25 protein-coding genes and 1 riboswitch are annotated in these 22867 nt (G+C 35.7%); of the genes, 14 read left to right on the top strand and 11 right to left on the bottom strand.

All coding sequences use genetic code 11. The features are described from left to right. Window positions 1–16: 16 nt before the first annotated feature. The 3 genes from Q3V31_RS04845 to Q3V31_RS04835 all read left to right on the top strand — a co-directional run bounded on the left by Q3V31_RS04845 (window position 17) and on the right by Q3V31_RS04835 (window position 2153). Window positions 17–433: a hypothetical protein gene (locus tag Q3V31_RS04845; RefSeq protein WP_000490286.1), complete on the top strand. Its 417-nt coding sequence runs from the start codon at window positions 17–19 to the stop codon at window positions 431–433. A 99-nt stretch (window positions 434–532) separates the two neighbouring features. Continuing rightward, the gene (locus tag Q3V31_RS04840; RefSeq protein ID WP_000448331.1) at window positions 533–1456 is read left to right on the top strand and encodes an RluA family pseudouridine synthase; all 924 of its coding nucleotides are present in this window, start codon (window positions 533–535) and stop codon (window positions 1454–1456) included. 91 nt (window positions 1457–1547) lie between these two features. Next, window positions 1548–2153 carry a DUF1648 domain-containing protein gene (locus Q3V31_RS04835; protein ID WP_000241837.1) on the top strand — a complete coding sequence of 202 codons (606 nt, stop codon included), beginning with the start codon at window positions 1548–1550 and terminating at the stop codon, window positions 2151–2153. Window positions 2154–2193: 40 nt separating this feature from the next. On the opposite strand, the gene Q3V31_RS04830 is transcribed toward Q3V31_RS04835, so the two are convergent. From Q3V31_RS04830 to Q3V31_RS04815, 4 genes are all read right to left on the bottom strand, one after another. Then, entirely contained in the window at window positions 2194–3021 is an 828-nt protein-coding gene (locus tag Q3V31_RS04830) for a CAP domain-containing protein (RefSeq protein ID WP_000747564.1), read from the bottom strand. A 465-nt stretch (window positions 3022–3486) separates the two neighbouring features. Beyond that, window positions 3487–4815: a (Fe-S)-binding protein gene (locus tag Q3V31_RS04825; protein WP_097871642.1), complete on the bottom strand. Its 1329-nt coding sequence runs from the start codon at window positions 4813–4815 to the stop codon at window positions 3487–3489. Continuing rightward, the gene (gene glcD, locus Q3V31_RS04820; RefSeq protein WP_000890733.1) at window positions 4812–6224 is read right to left on the bottom strand and encodes a glycolate oxidase subunit GlcD; all 1413 of its coding nucleotides are present in this window, start codon (window positions 6222–6224) and stop codon (window positions 4812–4814) included. The genes Q3V31_RS04825 and glcD overlap by 4 nt, the downstream gene beginning before the upstream one ends. A gap of 117 nt (window positions 6225–6341) precedes the next feature. After that, entirely contained in the window at window positions 6342–7457 is a 1116-nt protein-coding gene (locus tag Q3V31_RS04815) for a CdaR family transcriptional regulator (RefSeq protein WP_000898649.1), read from the bottom strand. A gap of 136 nt (window positions 7458–7593) precedes the next feature. Between Q3V31_RS04815 and Q3V31_RS04810 the strand changes: the two genes are divergently transcribed. From Q3V31_RS04810 to Q3V31_RS04770, 9 genes are all read left to right on the top strand, one after another. Further along, window positions 7594–8565: a YncE family protein gene (locus Q3V31_RS04810; RefSeq protein ID WP_001224546.1), complete on the top strand. Its 972-nt coding sequence runs from the start codon at window positions 7594–7596 to the stop codon at window positions 8563–8565. After that, window positions 8562–9233, top strand: a complete 672-nt coding sequence (locus Q3V31_RS04805) for a response regulator transcription factor (RefSeq protein ID WP_000049755.1) — start codon at window positions 8562–8564, stop codon at window positions 9231–9233. The genes Q3V31_RS04810 and Q3V31_RS04805 overlap by 4 nt, the downstream gene beginning before the upstream one ends. Window positions 9234–9236: 3 nt before the next feature. Then, the gene (locus tag Q3V31_RS04800; RefSeq protein WP_000494804.1) at window positions 9237–10637 is read left to right on the top strand and encodes a sensor histidine kinase; all 1401 of its coding nucleotides are present in this window, start codon (window positions 9237–9239) and stop codon (window positions 10635–10637) included. Window positions 10638–10853: 216 nt separating this feature from the next. Then, window positions 10854–11543: a FadR/GntR family transcriptional regulator gene (locus Q3V31_RS04795; RefSeq protein ID WP_255257118.1), complete on the top strand. Its 690-nt coding sequence runs from the start codon at window positions 10854–10856 to the stop codon at window positions 11541–11543. 168 nt (window positions 11544–11711) lie between these two features. Beyond that, a complete protein-coding gene (locus Q3V31_RS04790; protein ID WP_000869146.1) occupies window positions 11712–12431 on the top strand; it encodes a (Fe-S)-binding protein in 720 nt (239 codons plus the stop codon). A 16-nt stretch (window positions 12432–12447) separates the two neighbouring features. After that, on the top strand, window positions 12448–13869 hold the full coding sequence (locus Q3V31_RS04785; protein ID WP_000061921.1) for a LutB/LldF family L-lactate oxidation iron-sulfur protein: 1422 nt from the start codon (window positions 12448–12450) through the stop codon (window positions 13867–13869). Next, a complete protein-coding gene (locus tag Q3V31_RS04780) occupies window positions 13869–14579 on the top strand; it encodes a LutC/YkgG family protein (protein WP_000147202.1) in 711 nt (236 codons plus the stop codon). Before Q3V31_RS04785 ends, Q3V31_RS04780 begins: the two co-directional genes overlap by 1 nt. Before the next feature lie 112 nt (window positions 14580–14691). Then, window positions 14692–15414, top strand: a complete 723-nt coding sequence (locus Q3V31_RS04775) for a prepilin peptidase (protein WP_000495728.1) — start codon at window positions 14692–14694, stop codon at window positions 15412–15414. A gap of 14 nt (window positions 15415–15428) precedes the next feature. After that, the gene (locus tag Q3V31_RS04770) at window positions 15429–15740 is read left to right on the top strand and encodes a cyclic-phosphate processing receiver domain-containing protein (RefSeq protein WP_001103782.1); all 312 of its coding nucleotides are present in this window, start codon (window positions 15429–15431) and stop codon (window positions 15738–15740) included. A gap of 27 nt (window positions 15741–15767) precedes the next feature. Here Q3V31_RS04770 and Q3V31_RS04765 read toward each other — a convergent pair whose 3' ends face one another. The 7 genes from Q3V31_RS04765 to phaQ form a co-directional block, all read right to left on the bottom strand. Further along, window positions 15768–16619, bottom strand: coding sequence for a formate/nitrite transporter family protein (locus Q3V31_RS04765; protein WP_000893054.1), 852 nt, complete (start codon window positions 16617–16619; stop codon window positions 15768–15770). Between the two features lie 205 nt (window positions 16620–16824). Further along, the gene (locus Q3V31_RS04760) at window positions 16825–17619 is read right to left on the bottom strand and encodes a TerC family protein (protein ID WP_000383307.1); all 795 of its coding nucleotides are present in this window, start codon (window positions 17617–17619) and stop codon (window positions 16825–16827) included. A 79-nt stretch (window positions 17620–17698) separates the two neighbouring features. Next, a riboswitch (yybP-ykoY riboswitch) is annotated at window positions 17699–17873 on the bottom strand. A 38-nt stretch (window positions 17874–17911) separates the two neighbouring features. Beyond that, window positions 17912–19231, bottom strand: a complete 1320-nt coding sequence (locus Q3V31_RS04755) for a TrkH family potassium uptake protein (protein ID WP_000822347.1) — start codon at window positions 19229–19231, stop codon at window positions 17912–17914. A 113-nt stretch (window positions 19232–19344) separates the two neighbouring features. After that, window positions 19345–19530, bottom strand: a complete 186-nt coding sequence (locus tag Q3V31_RS04750; protein ID WP_000241212.1) for an alpha/beta-type small acid-soluble spore protein — start codon at window positions 19528–19530, stop codon at window positions 19345–19347. A gap of 147 nt (window positions 19531–19677) precedes the next feature. After that, on the bottom strand, window positions 19678–20121 hold the full coding sequence (locus Q3V31_RS04745; RefSeq protein WP_001067911.1) for a MaoC family dehydratase: 444 nt from the start codon (window positions 20119–20121) through the stop codon (window positions 19678–19680). A gap of 101 nt (window positions 20122–20222) precedes the next feature. Next, window positions 20223–20747: a polyhydroxyalkanoic acid inclusion protein PhaP gene (phaP, locus tag Q3V31_RS04740; RefSeq protein ID WP_000448577.1), complete on the bottom strand. Its 525-nt coding sequence runs from the start codon at window positions 20745–20747 to the stop codon at window positions 20223–20225. A 42-nt stretch (window positions 20748–20789) separates the two neighbouring features. Beyond that, window positions 20790–21242: a poly-beta-hydroxybutyrate-responsive repressor gene (gene phaQ, locus Q3V31_RS04735; protein ID WP_000903018.1), complete on the bottom strand. Its 453-nt coding sequence runs from the start codon at window positions 21240–21242 to the stop codon at window positions 20790–20792. Window positions 21243–21440: 198 nt separating this feature from the next. Between phaQ and phaR the strand changes: the two genes are divergently transcribed. Both phaR and Q3V31_RS04725 read left to right on the top strand, forming a co-directional pair. Further along, complete coding sequence (phaR, locus tag Q3V31_RS04730; RefSeq protein ID WP_000566956.1) at window positions 21441–21923, top strand: polyhydroxyalkanoic acid synthase subunit PhaR; 483 nt, start codon at window positions 21441–21443, stop codon at window positions 21921–21923. A 152-nt stretch (window positions 21924–22075) separates the two neighbouring features. Next, entirely contained in the window at window positions 22076–22819 is a 744-nt protein-coding gene (locus tag Q3V31_RS04725; protein WP_000250406.1) for an acetoacetyl-CoA reductase, read from the top strand. Window positions 22820–22867 lie beyond the last annotated feature (48 nt).

Here is a 22867-nt window from a genome sequence, read left to right as displayed (position 1 = left end):
CAAGTAGGTGAAGGCAATGTTTCGTTATTTTAAGTTTAAGCTAAATGATACAGTACAGTTTGCTGAAAAAGATGGACATATGTATCGCATTGTCGGTTATCGGTTAGAAAAAGGATTTTATCCAAAAGATGAATGGACTCATATTATTTATGAACTGCTTAGAGAGTTTGATGGGTATACGATGGATGCGGAAGAAGAGGAACTTGTAAAGGTCATTCAAGTAGAGGATGAGTATTACAAAATACAAGAAGTATCGGGGTATCGTTATCCAGTAAAAATGAAGCAAAAGCAGCAAGTTATAAAAGGCGAGAAGATAGACGACTTATTAGATACGTACAACGACTATAAACGATTGGCAGATTTCTTTAAAGATTTATCGTATGAACAAAAAGCTGAAGCAGTATTGCAAGAAATGAAAAGGATTAGAGCATGAGGGGACAGTCTATTATAAGACTGTCTTCTCTTTTTGACGGTGCATCAAAGTGTGTTTTCCGTTACAATGAGAGAATCAATAGAAATAAGGTGATACAGTATGGAAACAAAGAAAAAGGGCGAATGGTGTGAAATTACGGTTCCAGCGATATGGAATAGTATAAGCATTGAATCGCTGTTAAAAGTAGAATGGGAAGTGCCAAAAAAGTTATTACATCAGCTTCGTATGGAAAAAGGTATTACGGTTAACGGAGAACAGAGGAGATGGGATGAACTTTTAAAAGAAGGAGATAAGTTACAAGTTCATATGTTTATGGAGGAGGAGTACGGCGTAGATCCACAATATGGTGAATTAGATGTAGTGTATGAAGACGATCACGTACTCATTGTAAATAAGCCCGAGCAAATGGATACACATCCATCTGAAAAAAATGGGACGGGAACACTTGCTAATCTTGTTGCTTTTCATTTTCAAATGCAAGGTTTAGAGACGAAGGTTCGCCATATTCATAGGTTAGACAAAGATACGACAGGTGGTGTTGTATTCGCAAAACATAGAATTGCGGGTGCAATTATGGATCGTTTATTAATGGAACGGAAAATTAAAAGAACGTATGCGGCACTTGTTGAAGGAAAAGTAAAGAAGAAGCAAGGGACAATTGATGCAGCTATCGGAAGAGATAGACATCACGCTACAAGGCGCCGTGTTTCTCCAAAGGGAGACCAAGCTATAACATATTATAAAGTAGAGAAATATTTTAACAAACAAAATGCTACGCTCGTAACGTTACAGTTAGAAACCGGTAGAACGCATCAAATTCGTGTTCATATGAGCTATAATGGAAATCCGTTAGTTGGGGATGTATTATATGGCGGACAAACAAAATACATGTCTCATCAAGCGCTACATGCGATGAAGATTAATTTTTTGCATCCAATTACGAAAGAAGAGATCATGGTTGACGTACCTTTCCCTGCAAAATTAAACAATACAATGAAAAAATTTGAAAGAGAAAACGGGTAAAGTGTAAGTTGAAAATTGAAAAAGGTAGATTTTTGCAGGAGTTTCTCTAAAAGAGGCGAAGCCGTTAAGAGAAAAGAGAGGTGAGAATCACTTGGTCAAATATAAATATGTGCTAGGAATATTTTTCGCTTGTCTTTTACTTACTCTATGCATCTATCCATACTTACCAACTCGTATGGCAGTGCATTGGAACGAGAATGGTGTAGCGAATGAGTTTATAAGTAAACAAGTTGTCGTGTTATCTCTGCCTGTCCTTATTATTTTTTTACATGGATTCGTGTATATTATTTCACATAATATATATAAGTTTAACGAAGGAGAGCATTTTATTGTAAGCGAATTTATAAAGAGTATTACTTTATTTATGTTGTTTATCCATATGCTTATTCTTTTTATTAATTTGAGAAGTATTATATTCTTTCAGACAGGACTAACGATTGGAATTAGTATGTTTCTTTTTATGCTTAGTAAGGTGTTTAAAAAGGTGAAGGATACAGAGAAAGAACCGATCAAATTACAAAAAATCCGTTTAGTTAGTAGGCGAATCTTTCAAGTGATGGCATGTAGCATATTATTTTCATTGCTTTTGAGCCTGGAATGGGGATTTTATGTATTAATTAGTGTGATAAGCTTCGGGTCTATTTTATTTATGTTTTACATTTTATATTCGTACATAATAGAAAGTTATGAAATTTAAAAAAGAGTCTTCTCCTAATGAGAAGACTCTTTTAATCTATTTATTTCGTAATAAATTGTTGTGTCCAGTAGTTGCCGCTTTCTACATAGCCAACACCGATATGAGTGAAGCCGCTATTTAAGATGTTTGCACGGTGTCCAGCACTGTTCATCCAAGCTTGTACAACTTCTTCTGGAGTACGTTGACCTTGGGCGATGTTTTCACCTGCAGATTTATAAGAAATACCAAATTTCTTCATCATGTCAAACGGAGACCCGTATGTAGGGCTGTTATGATCAAAGTAGTTGTTTTTTTGCATATCTTCAGACTTAATGCGTGCTACTTTGCTTAATTCAGTATCAATTTGTAATGCTGGTAAGCCTTGTTTTGTACGCTCTGCGTTTGTTAATTCAACAACACGTTGTTCGAATTCGCTTAAAGATTTTGCTTCTTCAGCAGGCTTTTGCTCAGCTGGTTTTTGTTCAGCAGGTTTTTGAGTATTGTTGTTTTCAGCAGGTTTTTGAGCTTCTGGTTTTTGAACTTCTTCAGCAGGCTTTTGCTCAACTGGTTTTTGCTCAGCAGGCTTTTGAGTTTCTGGCTTAGCTGTTGGTTGTTCAGTCACAACATTTTCAGTAGGCTGTTGACCAGGAATGAAGCAATCTTGTTGGAATTGTCCTTGATTCCATTGTGCTAATGATTCAACTCCCATAGATTGTAAGAATGCTTGTAATTCTTGTTGGCTCATTTGCTTCATCATCATTTTTGAATGCTGAATATTTTGAACCTTTATGTTAGATGGTTGTACTGTTGCAGCTTGTGCATCTAAAGAAGATACTCCTAAAGTAAGAGCTGTTGCAGCAGCTACAGATAATAAAACACGCTTTTTCATGATGTGTGTCCCCCTATATAAAGTTTTAATTTGTTTTCACACGATTTGTTTTTGACAGCCTGTCTGACTGACAAATTCATCGTAGCATACAATTTACAAGAAAAAAGATGGAAAAAAATTCATAGACTTCAAAATTACCTAATTTATCCTAAGGGAAGAAAAGGGCGGAAATAAGAGAAACATAGAGTATAAAAGGAATTTTCATCATTTTTATACTTCATTTTAAGAGGGGATTTTTGGATAAAGTTACCTAAATAGAAAATGAAGAATCCTATTGTATCAATGGTTTGAGCGATTTTTCGAGGAATATAATGGATTGATTTTTACGAAACTGTAATGTTTCTGTTGTTCTTTTTTATAATAAAGTAACATATTTTTAATGTTGTAGCAGACAAAAAAGCGGCTATCTCTTTACATAGACGAAGGAGATAGCCGTTTTCCTATTATTACGTATGTTACGAGTTATTACGAGTTGGTTTCAATTGCTTCTAATAATAGATCTACAATGTGAATTCCTCTCATTTTATGAGAAAGGTCTTCACGTTCGATACCTAGTTTCATTTGTAATAGACAACCTGGATTTGCAGTAACAATTGTCGTTGCATCTGTTTCATGCACACATTCCATTTTGTAATCTAGGAATTCCATTGATAACTCTGAATGAACAATGTTGTAAATACCAGCAGAACCACAGCAGCGGTCCGCATCTTTCATTTCATGGTATGTTGCACCTTGAATGGCTTCTAGTAACATACGAGGTTCTGAGGATGTTCGCATAACGTTACGTAAATGACAAGAGTCTTGATACGTAATGATTTGCGGCGTGAGTCGTAAGTCATTACGTTTATGGAAATCTAATTCTACTAGTATAGCGGTAATATCTTTAATTTTAGAAACAAACTGCTTTGCACGTTCAGCCCACTTTGGATCATCTTTTAAAAGATAATCATAGTCTACGAGGTAAGCTCCGCAGCCACCTGCATTCGTAATAATATAGTCGATATTTAAATCTTCAAATGCTTTTATATTTCGTTTCGCTAATTCTTTTGCTCCACTTTTCTCACCAGCATGCCCATGTAATGCACCGCAGCAACTTTGTGTTTTCGGAATAACGATATCGCAACCAGCTAACTGAAGAAGTTTCATCGTTGCGTTATTTGTTTCTAAAAACATCGTATCCATTAAACAACCTGTAAAGAATGCAACTTGTTTCTTCTTTGTCACCTCAGCAGGTAAAAATTCAGGACGATCTTTCATTGCTTTCATTTTAGGGACTTTTGGTAAAACGAGATCCATCGTTGCAAGTGTTTCAGGGAATAACTTCATAATCCCTGTTTTATGTGTTAGCGTTTGTAAACCAGAACGCTGATAAAATCCGATTAGTCCTGTTAATGTTCTCATTCGGTTTTGATGAGGGAATAGTCCTTCAAAAACGACTTTACGAACGGCTCTCACGGGCACTGAGAATTTTTTATTTTGATTAATAATATCACGAGCTTCTTCTAATAAATGTCCATAATTCACACCAGATGGACAAACAGGTTCACAAGCACGGCAGCCAAGGCAAACATTTAATGTATTTTCAACATCCTCATCCGGCTCAATTAAACCATCGACGACGGCTTTCATTAAGGCGATACGTCCGCGTGGTGAATGCGATTCTTTATACCCAGATTGAATATAAGTAGGGCAAGTCGGTAAACAAAAGCCGCATCGCATACAGTTTAGTAGTTCATCTTCACTTAATCGTTCTTTAAATTCCTTTTGAATGTTTTCTGTATTTAATGTCGTCATCGTTCAACCACCACTCTTTTACGAGAGTCTTTCGCGAACATTTTACCTGGATTCATAATGTTATTTGGATCGAAGGCTTGTTTAATACCTTGCATAGCTGCAATACCTTCTTTACCTAATTTCATTTCTAAATAAGGAGCTTTCATCGCGCCAACACCATGTTCACCAGTAATTGTGCCACCAAGTTCAATTGCTTTCGCAAATATTTCAGCAAAAGCTTGTTCAGCTCGGTGCATTTCTTCTTCATTACGGGCATCTGTCATACAAGTTGGGTGTAAGTTGCCGTCACCAGCATGACCAAAAGTACAAATAGGAATATTATATTTCTTTGCAATTGCATTAATTGCTTCAACCATTGGAGCAATTTGTGAACGTGGTACCGTCGCATCTTCTAATATTGTAGTAGGCTTTAATCTTGCAAGTGCTGATAGTGCACTACGACGTGCTGTACGAAGCGCATCTGCTTCCGCTTCATCTTTTGCAACGCGAACATCGACTGCATTCATAGAACGACAAACGTTAGCCATTTTTTCAATATCTCGATTGACAACTTCGGGCGGTCCATCTTGTTCAATTAATAAAATTGCCTTGACGTCAGTTGGTAAACCGATTTGTGCAAACTCTTCTACAACTTCAATTGTCGGTTGATCTAAAAACTCAAGTGTCGCAGGAATGATTTTATTTGCAATAATAGCAGAAACAGCACGTGCAGCTTCGTTAATATCTTCATATAGTGCGAGCATTGTTTTCTTCGTTTCAGGCATAGGAACAAGTTTTAATATCGCTTCCGTAACCACACCAAGTGTTCCTTCAGAACCGATAAATAGACGAGTTAAATCGTAACCAGCTACATCTTTTGCTAATTTACCGCCAGTATGAATGATGTCGCCGTTTGGTAAGACAAGCTCAAGCCCCATTACATAATCACGTGTTACGCCATATTTTAATCCGCGCAATCCACCTGAGTTTTCATTAATGTTACCGCCGATTGTAGAAATTTTCATAGAGCTTGGATCTGGTGGATAAAATAAACCTTTTTCTTCTACTGCATTAATAATATCAAGTGTAATAACACCAGCTTGTACAGTAATTGTTAAATTCTCTTCGTCAATTTCTAAAATATTGTTCATATGGCGGAAAATAAGAACAATGCCGCCTTCAAGTGGACACGTTCCAGCACAAAGATTTGTTCCAGACCCGCGAACATATACAGGAATTTTATGAGTGTTACACACTTTTAACACGTCTGCTACTTCATTTGTATTACGAGGAGCAATGACTGCATCAGGCATCGCTTGGAAGTTTGGAGTGGCATCATAACTATAAGTTAAACGCCCCATATTGGATGTATCTACATTATCTTCGCCAACAATGGATACGAATGAATCAATAATTTGCTTTTCTAACATTGGAAATCCCCCTCAAACTGTTAACGTTTTTAGTAATAATAAAAAACGTTGTAACAGTGCTTTCATTATAATGATAAAAAAGTCAGGGGATTCTTTCTATGTGTAATCATCTAAAGATTAATCTGTTTTATCGTTCTTTTTTGTATGATTATCTAATAATAGAAGTGCAAAGTATAAAACATTTAAATCTTTGAATTGTTTTGGGTCAAGTTCTGTATGTTCCTCAATCTTTTTTAACCTGTAATGCAATGTGTTAATGTGTATATGTAATTGCTGAGCTGTTTGCTTATAGGATTGGTTATAATCAATAAATAAACGTAAAGTGTGCATAAGTTCAGGAGATGATACTAAGTTTTCGATGGTACGCTCTAGAAACTGTTCCCGCGTTTCAGTTGAAATATCTTGTAAGCACATTTCTAAACGTAAATCTTCATTAAATACAATTTTTTTCGTTTCAAGTGATACTGAAAGAGCTTGTAATGCTTGTTCGTACGATAAGTTCATATTGCTTGGTGTAACTGTTTGCCCAATCCCGATATATAAAGTAATAGAAAATAAAGTTTCACAGTCTTGTTTTAATCGTTTTAAAAATTGATAAGTTTGCTCTTTGGAGCTTATCGTCGTAAATAAGATGAATCGATCATTTCCCCAGCGAACAAAGAGATGCTCCTTTGTTAATATATTGCGTACGTGTTGCCAAATTTTACGCTGAAGCATCGTGTCATTTTGATCGATAGAGAACAAAATAAGTTGTTTCTTCTTATATAAATCAATACCAAGTGTTTTTGCACGATCGAAAAAACTTGGAGACCAGTCTGTATTTTGAAGCCAATCAAAAACAAAAGCTTCATAAGAACGGTGCTCAAGTTCTAGCTGTTCTAAAAAGTAATTTTCATGAATTAATAGTTCGGTCATTTTACGTAATATCTCTCCATATTGGGAAATGTTTTCAGGTTCTCCTGTGATTCCAATAACACCGATTACTTCATCATGGAATAGCAAAGGAAGATTCATCCCCGCCTTTACGCCTTGCAGTCGCCTTTCATCTTCTTTTGTAATAATGACAGTCTTTTTTTGTTTCGCACAGCGGAGTGCGCCTTCATGAAATTGACCGATTCTTTCTGCATCTGTACTTGCGATAATAACGCCTTGTATATTAATGATAATAATATTTTCTGTAATTAGTCTGCGTACTTCCCGTACAATTTTATTCGCTAAATCAGGAAAAAGCATAATTTGCACACCTCAAATTCTATTTGTTGTACATTATATATGTAAGTTTATTAATAAAGGTAGATTTCACATTTTCCACACATTTATTTGTTATTTTACAATTATAACGAAATCATCCGAAGATGGAGGGAATCTTTTGAGAAAGTTTATTTTTCTTCTCTGTTTTTTATTTCTATTAGTAGGGTGTCAAGGAAGTTCATATACACCAATTGCTAAAGATAAAAATGTTATTATAACAACGAATATAAAAGAAGGTAGTATTAGTTTTATTGATAAAAAATCTAAAAAGTTAATCACGACATGGGAATTAAATGAACCGATGGCAGGAATTGCACTACTTCCAAATGATGAGGAAATACTTGTATATGGCAAGCAGTTAGAATATATGTATGTATACTCACTAACAGAAGGAAGACAGGTGGACAAATATAAGACTGGAAAAGGAATTGTGAATGTAGTCGTATCAGAAGACAAAAAACAATTATTTGCTGCCGATCAAAATGCTCAAAAGGTAAGGTTCTTTACGATAAAAGGGAAAGAGACAGGGAGTGTTTCAACAGGAAAAGGACCAATAACGATGGTAGAGTATGATAAGCGATTAACTGTGCTAAACTTTTATGATACGAAACTAACGACAATTGATACAAAGAAAAAAGAGGTTATACAATCCTTTATGATTCCCCCAGCATCAACGGGAGCAACGGTTAGTGCTGATGGGAAAGAAATATGGATTGGTGGACATGGTGATGGAAGTCAAGTGAATGAGAAAGTATTAGTGTATTCTTTACAGAGCGGAGAGATGGTGCGTTCTTTACATGCTCCGTTTATGCCTGTGAATATAACAAAGGATGATAAGTATGTATATGCGCTAAGTCACGGTTCAAATACGCTAAGAAAGTTTGATGTTAGCACGTATCAAGAGGTAGCTTCTGTAGAAGTAGGATCGAACCCATTTTCATTTTTGAAAAGCGGAGCAGAAGGGTATGTAGCTAGTTATGATGGCGATGAAGTATGCGTTATGGATATGAAGAATATGAAAATAAAACAAACAATTAAAGTTGGAAAAGGACCGTTTCAACTCATAGAGAGAGAAGGGGAAGGGCAATGAGTAAATATAAAGTGCTAGTTGTAGATGACGAAAGTGATATGAGACAACTTGTCGGAATGTACTTAGATAACTTCGGATACGAGTGGGGAGAAGCTGAAAATGGAAAAGAAGCACTTCGAAAATTAGAGAATGATCATTATGATTTCGTCGTACTAGATATAATGATGCCAGAGATGGATGGACTTTCAGTTTGTAAAGAGATTCGAAAAACATCGGATGTACCGATTATATTTTTAACAGCAAAAGGTGAAGAGTGGAATAGAGTAAATGGCTTACGTATGGGAGCCGATGATTATATTGTAAAGCCATTTAGTCCCGGGGAATTAATTGCTCGCATGGAAGCTGTACTAAGACGGTATACAAAGCAAGAGCAGCAAGAGGAGATTCAATTTGGTCCGATCCTTATTAATGAAAAAAGTAGACGAATTGAGACGGATGGACAAGCAGTTTCACTTACAGTTAAAGAGTTTGATTTACTATATTTTCTTTGTCAACATAATGGACAAGTATTTAGTCGGGAGCAATTACTTGAAAAGGTATGGGGATATGATTATGCAGGAAGTACAAGAACAGTAGATACGCATGTGAAAACGATGCGTCTAAAGCTCGGAGAAAGTGGAAACTACATTCAAACCGTTTGGGGTGTAGGTTATAAATTTGAGGTGTAACGTATGTTTACGATGGTACAAAAGCTTTGGCTTACAGTAGTATGTGCAGTATGTGTAACAGTTTCTTTTCTTTATTTTGTATCTTTATACTCATATGAAAAGCTATACGTGGACAATTTAAAAGATTCATTAGTAATGGAAGGGAAGCGTCTTGCTACGCAATATGATAAACATGAAGGAGTATCCACTTTTGAAGAGAAAGTAAGAGCATACGATCAAATATCTAGTTCAGATGTTCTTTTCGTGTATAATCCGCGTGATTTAAGTGCATGTTTGCCTTTCGATGTGCACCACCATTCTCTTATAAGTGAAGGGGATAGACAGTCACTATTAGATGGGAAAACTGTGACTAAGATAGGGTATGAAGAACATTTTAATCGCAATATTATGGGTGTTGTCATTCCTGTTTTAGATAATAAAAAATTAGTTGGTATTGTATACTCCTATATTCCTTTAAAAAGTATAAAAGATTTAATATTTGATATGGGCCTTATTTTAGCACCGTTAGCACTTGCTATGATTCTAATAACAGTATGGATTGGTAGAAAAATTATTATTGCTATTACAAGACCGCTTTCGCAAATGGAACGGGTTGCAAATCATTTGGCTACTGGAGATTTCTCAGAGCGGATCACAATTTCTTCAGAAGATGAAATTGGACGATTGGGAAAAGCGTTTAATAAAATGGCAAATTCTTTAGAAACAGAAGATGTAAAGCGTAAGGAGTTTTTAGCTAATGTTTCGCATGAGCTTAGAACACCACTTAGTTATATTAAAGGATATAGTGAAGCTATTTTAGACGGTGTGGCAAAGGGGCCGCAGCAGGAAAAAGTAACGCAACTCATCCATAAAGAAGCAGATCGCATGCAGCGCCTCGTTCATGATTTATTAGATTTAGCGCAGCTAGAAGGTGAACACTTTCCTCTAAAGAAACAACCTATCGTTTTTTCACAGCTTATTGAAGACGTACTTGATACTTACGAGTTACAGTTTATAGAAAAAAAACTTCGTATTTCAACGAATTTAAATCCTGAAATTATCGTAATGATTGATGATGATCGTATGCAACAAGTACTTCATAATGTGTTAGATAATGCGATACGTTATACAAATCAAAACGGGGATATCATAATAACATTAAAGCAAATTGATGATTACTGTGAATTGCACATAAAAGATACAGGAATAGGTATTGATACAGAGCATTTAGAAAATCTCGGAGAACGCTTTTACCGAGTAGATAAAGCGAGAAGTCGTCAACATGGTGGAACAGGTTTAGGCCTTGCAATTGTAAGGCAAATTGTTCATATACATGATGGTGAGTGGAGAATAGAAAGTGAAAAAGGTAAGGGAACGACAGTTATTATTAAATTAAAAGTACAAGATGAGGAGAGCATGTTCTAATTTCGGAGACATGCTCTTTATAGTTACACGGAAATATATTGATTAATATCTAACAAATATCAAAAATTTGACTATTTTATGAACAAAACATTTGTACTTCTTACTAATTCGTTCTAAAATAGTTATGGATGTTAATTTCTTATAAAACGTTACAATTGTTGTTTGGAAGATACTGAGGTGATTTAACTGGAGTACAAATCTATTAAACCAAAAAAAATTTACGAAGAAGTATCTGAAGCTATTTTAACAATGATTAAAAATGGTACGTTAAAACCTGGTGACAAGCTACTTCCTGTTCATCAATTAGCAGAGCAGTTTCAAGTTGGCAGATCTGCAGTTCGTGAAGCGCTAAGTGCGCTCAGAGCAATGGGCTTAATTGAAATGAAACAAGGAGAAGGTACATATGTAAAGAATTTCGATTCTTCTTCATTAACAAAATCATTAAATAATAAGTTATTAATGAAGAAAGAGGATATTTTGAATTTATTAGAAGTACGGAAGGTGCTTGAAGTGGGGGCAGTTCGAGCAGCTGCGGCAAAACGTACGGATGATAATTTGCAAAATATGAAACATTGGTTAGATGAAATGGCAAAAAGCATTGGAGATGAAAAAGCTGGTGAAAAAGCAGACTTTCAGTTCCATATGGGAATCGCACAATCTTCGCATAATAGCATCTTACTTGAGCTCATGAATCATGTTTCAGAGATGATTGCTGAAACAATTGGTGAATCAAGACGCATTATTTTATATGGTGAACAAACAACATCAGAACGACTTTTAGAGGAGCATCAATCTATATATGATGCGGTGTTAAAGCAAGATGTGGAATTAGCGCAGCAAGCGATGCTAGATCATTTAACAAATGTAGAACATATTGTCACAGGTAAAAGCGATATAAATTCGTAATTTAATCTTTTAAAAATCTAATTTTCTGATAAAATAGAGAGAGATTAAGTAAGCGTTTTCTTTGGAAGAGGGAGAGGATAGGCCATGGTTGAGCCTACTTCTTCTAGTCTTAGTCATCTGATGACCATATGATTGTTGGCGAAGTTGTAATGAGGGGGAATTATAGTTATGAAAGTTACTTTATTTGTTACTTGTTTAGTCGATATGTTTGAAACAAACGTCGGTAAAGCAACAGTTGAAGTATTGGAGCGTTTAGGTTGTGAAATTGAATTTCCAGAAGCACAAGTTTGTTGTGGTCAGCCTGCTTATAATAGCGGCCATGTAGAAGCAGCAAAAGAAGCGATGAAACATATGATTGAAACTTTCGAAGATGCAGAATATATCGTCACGCCATCTGGCTCTTGTGCGACAATGTTTCATGAGTATCCGCATGTTTTTAAAGATGATCCAAAATGGGCTAAACGTGCACAAAAGGTTGCTGATAAAACATATGAATTTACACAATTTATTGTAGATGTTTTAAAAGTTACAGACGTTGGTGCAAGTTTACCAGGGATTGCTACTATTCATAAATCTTGTCATATGACACGCCTACTCGGAGTAAAAGAGGCACCAGGGATTTTATTATCAAACGTAAAAGGATTAACTGTAAGAAAACTGCCAAACGAGCAAAATTGTTGTGGGTTTGGGGGAACGTTTTCAGTTAAGATGACACCTATTTCTGAGCAAATGGTGGATGAAAAAGTAGATAGTGTAATGGAAACAGGTGCTGATTATTTAATTGGTGCAGATTGTGGGTGTTTGTTAAACATTGGCGGACGTATTGAGCGTTTAGGTAAAGAAGTAAAAGTAATGCATATTGCTGAGGTACTGAATAGTCGCTCATGAAGGGGGAACATAAGCTATGTCTATGAAAATCAGTGAGAAAAAATTTAATGATCGCGTAGGCGATGGAATTCAAGATTCGTTTATGCGCGGAGCGGTATCTTCTGCACAAACGAGATTATATACAAATCGATTAAAAGCAGCGGACGAATTAGGAAACTGGGAAGAGTGGCGTGAACTAGGTGAACAAATTCGTCAACATACGTTAGAGAATCTTGATTATTATTTAATGCAGTTAAGTGAAAATGTATCAAAAAGAGGCGGTCACGTTTACTTTGCAAAAACGAAAGAGGATGCGGCAAAGTACATTCAAGACGTTGCGAAAAAGAAACAAGCGAAAAAAGTTGTAAAATCAAAATCAATGGTAACTGAAGAAATTAGTATGAACCATGCGCTTGAAGAAATTGGTTGTGAAGTGTTAGAAAGTGACTTAGGAGAGTATATCTTGCAAGTAGATAACGATCCACCTTCACATATTATTGCGCCTGCACTTCATAAAAATAGAACGCAAATTCGCGATGTGTTTAAAGAAAAACTTGGCTATGAAAATTCTGATGATCCATACGAAATGACAAAGTTTGTTCGCAAACAACTTCGTGAAAAATTTATGGATGCGGAAATTGGTGTAACAGGTTGTAACTTCGCTGTTGCAAATACTGGCTCTCTTTGTTTAGTAACGAACGAAGGTAATGCCGATCTTGTTATGTCGATTCCGAAAACTCAAATTGCAGTAATGGGTATGGAACGTATGGTTCCGACAATGGAAGAATTAGATGTTTTAGTTGGTTTACTATGTCGTAGTGCAGTAGGTCAAAAATTAACAAGTTATGTAACAGTAGCAGGACCAATTCAAGAAGAAGAGGTAGATGGACCAGAAGAGTTTCATTTAGTCGTTGTTGATAATGGCCGCTCTCAAATTCTTGGATCTGAATTCCGTTCAGTATTGCAATGTATTCGTTGTGCTGCTTGTGTTAACGTATGTCCTGTATATCGTCACGTTGGTGGACATTCATACGGTTCTATATATTCAGGACCAATTGGTGCAGTGTTAACACCACTTCTAGGTGGATATGATGATTACAAAGAGCTTCCTTATGCATCTAGTTTATGCGGAGCATGTACAGAAGCTTGTCCAGTAAAAATTCCATTGCATGATTTATTATTAAAACATCGTCAAGTTATCGTTGAGCAAGAAGGCCGCGCGCCACTTGCAGAAAAATTAGCAATGAAAATGTTTAGTATGGGTGCTTCTTCAGCAGCTTTATATAAAATGGGATCAAAAATGGCACCAGCAGCAATGAGTCCATTTACATCGGGCAACCGTGTATCAAAAGGTGTTGGGCCACTTAAAAACTGGACAGATATTCGTGAATTCCCGGCTCCAAGTAAAGAAAGATTCCGTGATTGGTATAAAGATCATAAGAAAGGCGGGGACAAATAATGACAGGATTAATTCAAAACCGTGAGTCCTTTCTAGATAATATCGCAAAAGAACTTGGACGCGCGCGTAAAACAGAAGGCGTAGTACGTCCAGCATGGAAAAGTAATGTGAATGTAGAAACGTTAAAAGACTATTCACAAGAAGAATTGTTAGAAGTATTTAAAAATCAATGTACAAACATTCATACAACTGTTGTGGAAACGACAAACGACCGTTTACGTGAAGATATTCAAAAGGTAATCGTTGAAAACGGCGGGGGACCTATTATGTTATCAGCAGATGAACGTTTTGATTCCTATGGATTGACTTCTTTATTTAAGGAAGAGCTTCCAAAGCAAGATGTTGAAGTAAATGTATGGGATCCTGAGAAAAAAGAAGAGAATATGCGTATAGCGGAAAAGGCGAATATTGGAATCGCATTTAGTGATTATACTTTAGCTGAATCTGGTACGATTGTTGTACAGAGTCATAAAGGTCAAGGGCGTTCTTTACACTTTTTACCGACTGTATACTTTGCTATTATTCCACGTGAAACACTTGTACCTCGTATTACACAAGCAGTTCAACATATGAATTCTCGTGTAGAAAAAGGTGAGGCAGTTGCATCTTGTATTAACTTTATTACAGGACCAAGTAACTCTGCGGATATTGAAATGAATCTTGTTGTCGGAGTACACGGACCATTAAAAGCAGTATATTTCATCGTATAAAATAGGGGAAAGCAGGCCGTAAAACGGCCTGCTTTTTTAATAGAATAAAGATAATATGAAGTAGAAGTTCTCTCCTTTTTTTGTTATGTTCTTTTGGAAAGGAGAGGAAGGGATGTTCACTTATTTATATGCATTGTTAATGGGTATGGTGTTTGGTTCTTTTTTTATGGTGATTGCGATGAGAGTTCCGGTAGGGGAATCTATTATTACACCGCGTTCGTACTGTCATTACTGCAAGTATACGTTACAGCCGAAAGAACTGATTCCAATTATTTCATTCTGTATGCAGAAAGGGCGTTGTACGAGTTGTAAAAGAAAAATCTCAAGTTTGTACATAGTATTTGAATTCGTTACAGGGAGTTTATTTTTTCTTACTGTATATGTAATTGGAATAGAGCAGGAGCTCATCATCATTTTATCGCTCATTTCTTTACTGCTTATTATTTCAGTTACAGATTTAGTATATATGTTAATACCTAATCGTATTTTAATTTGGTTTGCTTTTTTGCTTATTTTAGAATGTATTTTTGTACCGTTAGTTACTTGGATAGATAGTATAGCTGGCAGTGGAACTATATTTATTTTGTTATATTGCATGCAAAAGATTCATCCAGCAGGTCTTGGCGGAGGTGATGTAAAACTACTTTCGTTACTCGGATTTATAATAGGAGTGAAAGGTATTTTTATAACTTTATTTTTAGCATCTTGCTTTAGCCTTTGTTTTTTCGGAATAGGTATAGCATTAAAACGTATAAAGATAAGAACTCCAATTCCGTTTGGACCTTTTATTAGCCTTGGAGCAATATGTTACGTGTTGGTTATATATGCAAAATAGAGGGGAGATAGAAAATGAATGTATATATGGATGATCAAAGAAGTTGCCCGTACGGATATGTTTTGGCAACTACAGTAGAATCTGCGTTACAATTTGTTCGGAGTAATAAGGTAAACATCCTCTCTCTTGACTTTAACATGGGATGGAGGCAAAAGAATGGGGCAGAATTTGTAGAAGCCTTTTGTACAGAAGGTCTATATGTTAATGAAATTCACCTTCATACAAATGATGTCATCGGTATGCATCAGATGAAACAGAGAATAGAGAGAGGGAAGGAAGAAGGGGAAATTAATCCTTGTATTGCCTTGAAATATGTGGGGAGCTAAAAACTCCAAAGTAAAACTTTGGAGTTTTTAATGTTTCATATGTGCCTGTAAAGGTATGATTTCCTCTGTTTGAGCTGCGACTAATTCAGTTTCTTCTTGTTCAACAACAGGTGCTTTCTTTGTTACGTAGTGGTATACCATACCGACAAATACGGACCCACCAATAATGTTACCGATTGTAACTGGAATTAAGTTATGAATAGCACCTGAAAAAGAAATTGTTTCAGGATGTGGTGAAACTAAAGATAGTGCAAAGAGTGATAAGTTTGCAATGCTATGCTCGTAACCAGATAAGAAGAATGTGAAAACAAGTAGCATCATAACCATTATTTTTGCTGTATCACCTTTAACTTGAGAAGGTAAGAAGCAGGCAAGGCAGACAAGCCAGTTACATAAAATTGCTTTAAAGAATAATTGCATTGTAGGTGTATTCATCTTTCCTTCAACGACTTTATTCATTAAATGACTGTGATCAATTGCTTCGAAAATTCCAGTTGCGTAAAATAGTAAGGCAAAGAATAAAGCACCAGCTAAGTTACCTGCATAACAAGCAACCCAGTTGCGAAGTGTATCAGAAATAGTTGTTTCTTTTCTTAAAGTTGCTACTGTGAAGTACATTGTATTGCCAGTAAATAATTCAGCGCCGCCATATATAATAAGTACGAGAGCAATTCCGAAAAACATAGAAGCAGCTAAATAAGTTGCTGGTGAATCTGCAATGTGAAAAAAGTTACCTAATTTAAAACATAGTACAATAATAAAACCGATATAAATACCCGCAAGTGCCGCACGAATGAAATATTGCATTGGACTTGTATCTAGCATTTGCTTTTTGCTCTTAGCCAGTTTGACAACATAATCTAATCCTTGTTCTAGCATGAGTAATACGCTCCTTTAGTACATCATCTATAAATACTCCTTATATGAATAAAGTACATGGAATTGTTCATAGTTTCAATAAGTTTGTGCAATGTTTCACAAAAAGGACATACATACATTAAGAAAGCGGTTACAAAAGGTAGTATAATGGAATTTTTTCTAAAAATAGAGAGGGAATTGAAGCAAAAAAGAAAAAGCGCTGTAATTACAGCGCTTTTTCGTCTAAATTCTTTTCTACTTTTACTTCTACTTCTTTCGAGAAGAACCAACCGCCAACTGCGATTCCAACTAATACAATCCAGAATGTAAGTTTCCACGGAGTAGATTCTGGGAATGAATGTGGAATTACATTTAATGCAGGGTGTGCTAATGTATAGATTGCTAACTTCACACCAACCCAACCTACAATTAAGAATGCTGCAGTTTCAAGTCCTGGCTTACGTTTTAATATTTGTACGAAAGCAGTTGCTGCAAATCGCATAATGATTAATCCGATAAGTCCACCTACAAAGATAACAACGAATTGCCCAGTATCAAGACTACCAATTGTACCTAATCCTGTTTTTGGTAAAGTCATTGCTAATGCAACAGCAGCTAAAATTGAATCAACTGCGAAGGCAATATCAGCAACCTCGACTTTAAATACAGTCCACCAAAAGTTCTCTTGTTTTTTCTTTGCTTCTTTTTCTGCTGTGTCTTCATCCGTATTCTTTTTAACATACGTTTTAAATAAGTGATTACCAGCGATAAACATAAGGTAAATGGCACCGATTGCTTGCACTTGCCATACATCGACTAGGAACGAAATCATAAATAATGATCCGAATCGGAAAACAAATGCCCCCGCTAATCCATAAAATAGTGCTTTTTTACGTTTTTCTTCTGGTAAATGTTTTACCATAATTGCGAGAACGAGAGCGTTATCAGCCGCTAAAATCCCCTCTAGTGCAATTAGGATGAGTAATACCCAACCATACTCCAATAATAATGATACATCCATGTACATTCTCCTCTCATTTCTATAAATACTAAACAAGTGAAGAAGTTCCACATTGTTTAGTTTCCCCATACTCCTGCGCATCAACGGTGGAAGGAATTGGTAAAAACAAAAAAGACCTCTGCCGTTGATAGGCAAAGGTCTTGCTAGACATATGTAATGAAAATGCCAACAAAGCCGGAAGAACTAAGTTCTACGTAATGACGACTTTGTTTCCAAGAAATAATTCTTGGACGCTACTCCCCTTTGGAGATATGCTATTGTATTCTCATTATATGGATAATTTATACGGTTGTCAACCTGTTAAAATATCTTCGTTTGGATATTTTATTCTTCTTTGTTTTTTGCGGGCAAATGAAAAGGCTAATGTTAAAGGCCCCATCTTTCCAAAAAACATCATAAAGATAATAATTGTTTTGCCGATGATTGTTAAGTGTGGCGTCAAATTCATGCTAAGGCCGACAGTTCCAAATGCTGAAAATACTTCAAAAGCACTCATTAATAAAGGAACTCGTTCAGTGATGCTTAAAATTAAAATAGAAAGAAAAATAAACGAAATTGAAATAATGGTGATCGTTAAAGATTTGACAATGAGCGTATCTTTAATGGATTTTTTAAACACGACAATATCATCTTGTTCATGCAAAAATTTAAATACGCCTAAAAACATAATTAAAAAAGTTGTTAACTTAATCCCACCACCAGTTGAAGCACTGCCAGCACCAATAAACATAAGAAGCATCATTAATAAAAGGGAAGGTTTTGATAATGCAGAGATATCAACAGTATTAAACCCGGCAGTGCGCGTCGAAATCGCTTGAAAATAAGCAGCCATACCTTCTTCAAAGGGGGTAAAACCTCTCATGGAAATTGAATTATGAAACTCGAATATAAAAATAAAAGCTGTAGCAATAATATTGACGATTAGAGTAGAAGAGAGCATAAGTTTTGAGTGCAAAGTAAGGTTTTTAAAGTTTTTCTTTCTTTTTATATCTACGATCACTGTAAAACCAATTCCCCCTAAAATAATGAGAGAAGAAATAACAAGATTGACGAGAACGCTATGAGAGTGGGACATTAAATTATCGCTCCATATAGAAAAGCCAGCATTGTTAAAGGCAGAGATCGAATGAAAAAAGCTATAATATATACCTTTGGCAATTCCGTATTTTGGTACCCATTCAAAAGAGAGAAGTAAAGTAGCGATACATTCTACAGCAAAAGAAAATAAAAATAATGCTTTTGCAAGACGAATGATTCCACCGACATTTGTTTGGTTTAATGCTTGTTGTAATAAAATTCTGTTTTGAAGACCAATTTTTCTGCCGAGCATAATTGCAATTAAAACAGCAAAGCTCATAATGCCAAGGCCGCCAACTTGTATAAGTGTTAAAATTACACATTGACCAAATAAGGTAAATACTTTTCCAGTGTCCACAACACCAAGTCCTGTAACCGTACAAGCAGAAACCGTTGTAAATAAGGCATCGAGCCATGAAATAGATGTTGTTGTAGCAATTGGCAATTTTAATAAGCATGTACCAATAATTGATAGCGTAATAAAAGATAAAGTAAGAACACGGGGAGGGCTCATGCTAATGTTAATCCGTTTCATGTCACATATCGTTCCTTTCAATTTGCTCTTACTAGTATGTGAAGAAGAACTATTATGTATGTTAAAAAAGAAAGAGGCAGAGAATATCTGCCTCTAAGCCATATGTTATATAATTATCCGCGTAATTGTTGTTGAGCTAAAGCAACAAGACGTTTTGTTACTTCACCGCCAACTGAGCCGTTAGAACGAGATGCTGTGTTAGACCCTAAGCTTACACCAAATTCTTGCGCAATTTCATATTTAAATTGTTCAAGCGCTTGTTCTGCACCTGGAACTAGTAATTTGTTTGTTTTTACCATGTTGATACACATCCTTATGAGTAGTCCAGTTCAGCTAAGTACTATCTGAACTGGTACCGTTATTTTATGTGGAAACGACGTGCTCATACACGGAAGTAATCGGTGTGTTTAGAAGTTCTTGGATAGAAAAAAAGAGTAGCAAATTTGCTACTCTTTTTTCAGTATTGTCGCTGTACCTTCCACGACAATATCATCGGATTGATTATATATGTTTGTTTGCAGCGTAATGATTTTTTTATCGTCACGTTTTTTTATAACTTCTGCCACAACGCGAAGTGTATCACCGATTTTGACAGGAGCACGGAATGAAACGTTTTGAGATAAATAAATCGTATTTTTGCCCGGGAGTTTCGTTCCAAGAATGGTAGAAATAAAACTTGAAACGAGCATGCCATGAGCAATACGTTCTTTGAACATTGTCGTTTTTGCAAAAGAGTCTAGAATATGAATAGGATTTACATCTCCAGTCAATTTTGCGAAATTGATAACGTCCTCATCCGTAATTTTTTTTGTTAGTGATGCTTGATCACCGACTTGAATCTCATCGTAACGAAGCTCCGGAACAGTTTGTGCTTCTTGAAATGGATTCATTTTGTCCTCCTTCTTTTCCATATCGAAAAATGTAAGCCATCTTGATGTAGTAGGAGGAAGAAAGAGTTTTGTTTGTGCTGCAGTTAGTTGCCACATTTTTCTTACTTGATGGAAGTAAATAAATTTTTTGAGTTTTCCTCGAACTGCTTTGCGAGTTCTAGTTGTTTGGACTTGAACTCTCCCAAAAAAACTTCTAACTGTTTTTGAACCTCTTCACGTTGCGATTGTTGTTGTTCGATAAAGTGTTTTGTTGTTTCTTCAAATTGACCGCTAGTTTGAGTAAGAATAGACAAAGATGTTTTCGTAGGAGAAACAGTAAGTTGGTGCATTTGAGTAGAAAGCTCATTCCATTTTTCTTGCCACTCGTTAATTTGATCATTTAAGGAGTTTCCAGTTAATTGCTTCACGTAATCCGTATATTGGTTATTGAACTGAGCAGTGAATTGATGTAGTTCTTTTTCTAGTTCATCTACTCCTGATGTTAATTTATGCAAAGCGTCTTGTTGTTGTTTTAACGTTTCTAAAGTAAGTTGCTCTAATTGTTTCCCGGCTGAAGAGAAGAGGGAAAGAGATTGAGACCAGTTTTTCCAAAATGCATCGACTAATTCGTATGGCTTAGTTTCCATTGTTTGACCTCCAAATGTTTTTTTGCATATTGTGAACGCAGATTACTCTGCTGTACCACCAGGTGAAGATGAAGAATCCTTTTCATCCTTTTCTGGAGAAGTAGAAAATGGAAAGAATGCATTGGTGTATAACGTGAAAAACGTCCGCAACATATTTTGATAATGTTCAAAAGAAGTCGCACATGTTGTTAAATATTGCTCTCCATATTCTGTTAAAGAATAAATTCGTTTCGCTGGCCCGCCTTCGCTTGTATCCCAAGTAGAAGAAATAAGATTTTCTTTTTCTAATTTGCGTAGTGTCCTATACACATTACCTTGGTCAACAGAAGAAAAGCCGATGTCCATTAGCATTTGAATAAGTTTGTAACCATGAAGACTCCAGTCTTTTAGACAGAGAAGTAAGAAAGGAACTAAGAAGTTTTTTGGCATGGAGTTTGGTTGTTTCGCTTGGTTTTTTTCCAAACTTTCTGGGTGTTCTGGTTCATTATGTAGCATGATTGTGCATCACCTCATGAATCAGTTAGATGGAATTTTTTGCTTATAAGTGCAATTTACACCTATCTGTTTTTAATGTCAATACATTTGTTAGAAAATAAAGAAAAATAAAATATATACTTGAAGTTTTATTCGGAATATTAGAAAATAGTGAATAGGTTGAATTGTTTCAAAAACGAAAAAGGGAGTGTAGTCGAAGTGATTGATCAAAAATTCGATCCATTGCAAGCATGGAAAAATGCTTATGAACAAACCGAAACATTTTGGGGAAAAGCGCTCAATGAAACAATTAAAACAGAAGAATATTCTGCTTGGATGGGCAGCGTTCTAGATTTGAATTTGTTTTATCAAAAAGCATTAAATGATACGACAAAAAATTATTTAGAACAGGTGAATGTGCCGACGAGAGAGGATATCGCTAGAGTAGCTACGCTTGTTATTAACTTAGAAAATAAAGTTGATAACATCGAGGAAATTTTAGAAGAGAAAGTGGATTCATTAGGACAAGCTCCTACATTAAAGCGTGATGTTACGAAAGTAAAACAAGATATGCGCACGTTAGAAACGAAAGTTGATCAAATTTTAGAATTGCTAGAAAAGCAAAATGCAGTACTAGCTAAACTACAAGTACCTGTAAAAGAAGAAGTAAAGCCTGTAAATAAGCCAGAAAATAAAAAATGATAAAAGCGTTTGTTTATAACGTGTAAAAGAGAGAGGGAGAATCTCTTTTCATGTATAAACAACGAAACATAATTAATATATGGACTCAATTAGTATGAGTACCAAAATGATTCATAACAATCGTTCACAAATTCATTTAAGGGGGAAAAGAAATGGTTCAATTAAATGGCAAAGTAGCAATCGTAACAGGTGGGGCAAAAGGAATTGGAAAAGCAATTACAGTAGCATTAGCAGAAGAGGGAGCAAAAGTAGTTATTAACTATAACAGCAGTAAAGAAGCAGCTGAAAACTTAGTAAATGAATTAGGAAAAGAAGGACATGATGTTTATGCAGTTCAAGCGGATGTTTCTAAAGTAGAAGATGCAAACAGACTTGTAGAAGAAGCTGTGAATCATTTTGGTAAAGTTGACATTCTTGTTAATAATGCTGGTATTACAAGAGATCGTACATTCAAAAAGTTAAATCGTGAAGATTGGGAGCGCGTAATTGACGTGAACTTAAGCAGTGTATTTAATACAACAAGCGCGGTACTTCCATACATATCGGAAGCAGAAGAAGGAAGAATCATTAGTATTTCTTCTATTATTGGCCAAGCTGGTGGATTTGGACAAACAAACTACTCAGCAGCAAAAGCAGGTATGTTAGGATTTACAAAATCATTAGCGTTAGAACTTGCAAGAACAAATGTAACTGTAAACGCAATTTGCCCAGGATTTATTGATACTGAAATGGTAGCAGAAGTACCAGAAGAAGTGCGTCAAAAAATCGTTGCGAAAATCCCGAAAAAACGTTTTGGTCAAGCTGATGAAATTGCAAAAGGTGTAGTATACCTATGCCGTGACGGTGCGTATATCACTGGTCAGCAATTAAACATTAACGGCGGATTATACATGTAATGAAGTAAGAAAAAAGTGCATATCCATAGCAGGAATGCACTTCTTTTT

Source organism: Bacillus nitratireducens (assembly GCF_036320425.1).
GTDB classification, from domain to species: domain Bacteria; phylum Bacillota; class Bacilli; order Bacillales; family Bacillaceae_G; genus Bacillus_A; species Bacillus_A nitratireducens.
The sequence above is the reverse complement of the archived record's forward strand: the minus strand, read 5'-3'. Positions and strand labels throughout refer to the sequence as shown.

What these genes read in the sequence shown, in the direction of transcription:
- Q3V31_RS04845 (WP_000490286.1), top strand. Translation starts at nt 17, where the DNA reads ATGTTTCGTTATTTTAAGTTTAAGCTAAATGATACAGTACAGTTTGCT.
- phaQ (WP_000903018.1), bottom strand. Translation starts at nt 21,242, where the DNA reads ATGCTACATAATGAACCAGAACACCCAGAAAGTTTGGAAAAAAACCAA.
- Q3V31_RS04770 (WP_001103782.1), top strand. Translation starts at nt 15,429, where the DNA reads ATGAATGTATATATGGATGATCAAAGAAGTTGCCCGTACGGATATGTT.
- Q3V31_RS04785 (WP_000061921.1), top strand. Translation starts at nt 12,448, where the DNA reads ATGTCTATGAAAATCAGTGAGAAAAAATTTAATGATCGCGTAGGCGAT.
- phaP (WP_000448577.1), bottom strand. Translation starts at nt 20,747, where the DNA reads ATGGAAACTAAGCCATACGAATTAGTCGATGCATTTTGGAAAAACTGG.
- Q3V31_RS04805 (WP_000049755.1), top strand. Translation starts at nt 8,562, where the DNA reads ATGAGTAAATATAAAGTGCTAGTTGTAGATGACGAAAGTGATATGAGA.
- glcD (WP_000890733.1), bottom strand. Translation starts at nt 6,224, where the DNA reads ATGTTAGAAAAGCAAATTATTGATTCATTCGTATCCATTGTTGGCGAA.
- Q3V31_RS04765 (WP_000893054.1), bottom strand. Translation starts at nt 16,619, where the DNA reads ATGCTAGAACAAGGATTAGATTATGTTGTCAAACTGGCTAAGAGCAAA.
- Q3V31_RS04815 (WP_000898649.1), bottom strand. Translation starts at nt 7,457, where the DNA reads ATGCTTTTTCCTGATTTAGCGAATAAAATTGTACGGGAAGTACGCAGA.
- Q3V31_RS04830 (WP_000747564.1), bottom strand. Translation starts at nt 3,021, where the DNA reads ATGAAAAAGCGTGTTTTATTATCTGTAGCTGCTGCAACAGCTCTTACT.
- Q3V31_RS04750 (WP_000241212.1), bottom strand. Translation starts at nt 19,530, where the DNA reads ATGGTAAAAACAAACAAATTACTAGTTCCAGGTGCAGAACAAGCGCTT.
- Q3V31_RS04725 (WP_000250406.1), top strand. Translation starts at nt 22,076, where the DNA reads ATGGTTCAATTAAATGGCAAAGTAGCAATCGTAACAGGTGGGGCAAAA.
- Q3V31_RS04790 (WP_000869146.1), top strand. Translation starts at nt 11,712, where the DNA reads ATGAAAGTTACTTTATTTGTTACTTGTTTAGTCGATATGTTTGAAACA.
- Q3V31_RS04755 (WP_000822347.1), bottom strand. Translation starts at nt 19,231, where the DNA reads ATGAAACGGATTAACATTAGCATGAGCCCTCCCCGTGTTCTTACTTTA.
- Q3V31_RS04780 (WP_000147202.1), top strand. Translation starts at nt 13,869, where the DNA reads ATGACAGGATTAATTCAAAACCGTGAGTCCTTTCTAGATAATATCGCA.
- Q3V31_RS04825 (WP_097871642.1), bottom strand. Translation starts at nt 4,815, where the DNA reads ATGACGACATTAAATACAGAAAACATTCAAAAGGAATTTAAAGAACGA.
- Q3V31_RS04840 (WP_000448331.1), top strand. Translation starts at nt 533, where the DNA reads ATGGAAACAAAGAAAAAGGGCGAATGGTGTGAAATTACGGTTCCAGCG.
- Q3V31_RS04800 (WP_000494804.1), top strand. Translation starts at nt 9,237, where the DNA reads ATGTTTACGATGGTACAAAAGCTTTGGCTTACAGTAGTATGTGCAGTA.
- Q3V31_RS04760 (WP_000383307.1), bottom strand. Translation starts at nt 17,619, where the DNA reads ATGGATGTATCATTATTATTGGAGTATGGTTGGGTATTACTCATCCTA.
- Q3V31_RS04745 (WP_001067911.1), bottom strand. Translation starts at nt 20,121, where the DNA reads ATGAATCCATTTCAAGAAGCACAAACTGTTCCGGAGCTTCGTTACGAT.
- Q3V31_RS04775 (WP_000495728.1), top strand. Translation starts at nt 14,692, where the DNA reads ATGTTCACTTATTTATATGCATTGTTAATGGGTATGGTGTTTGGTTCT.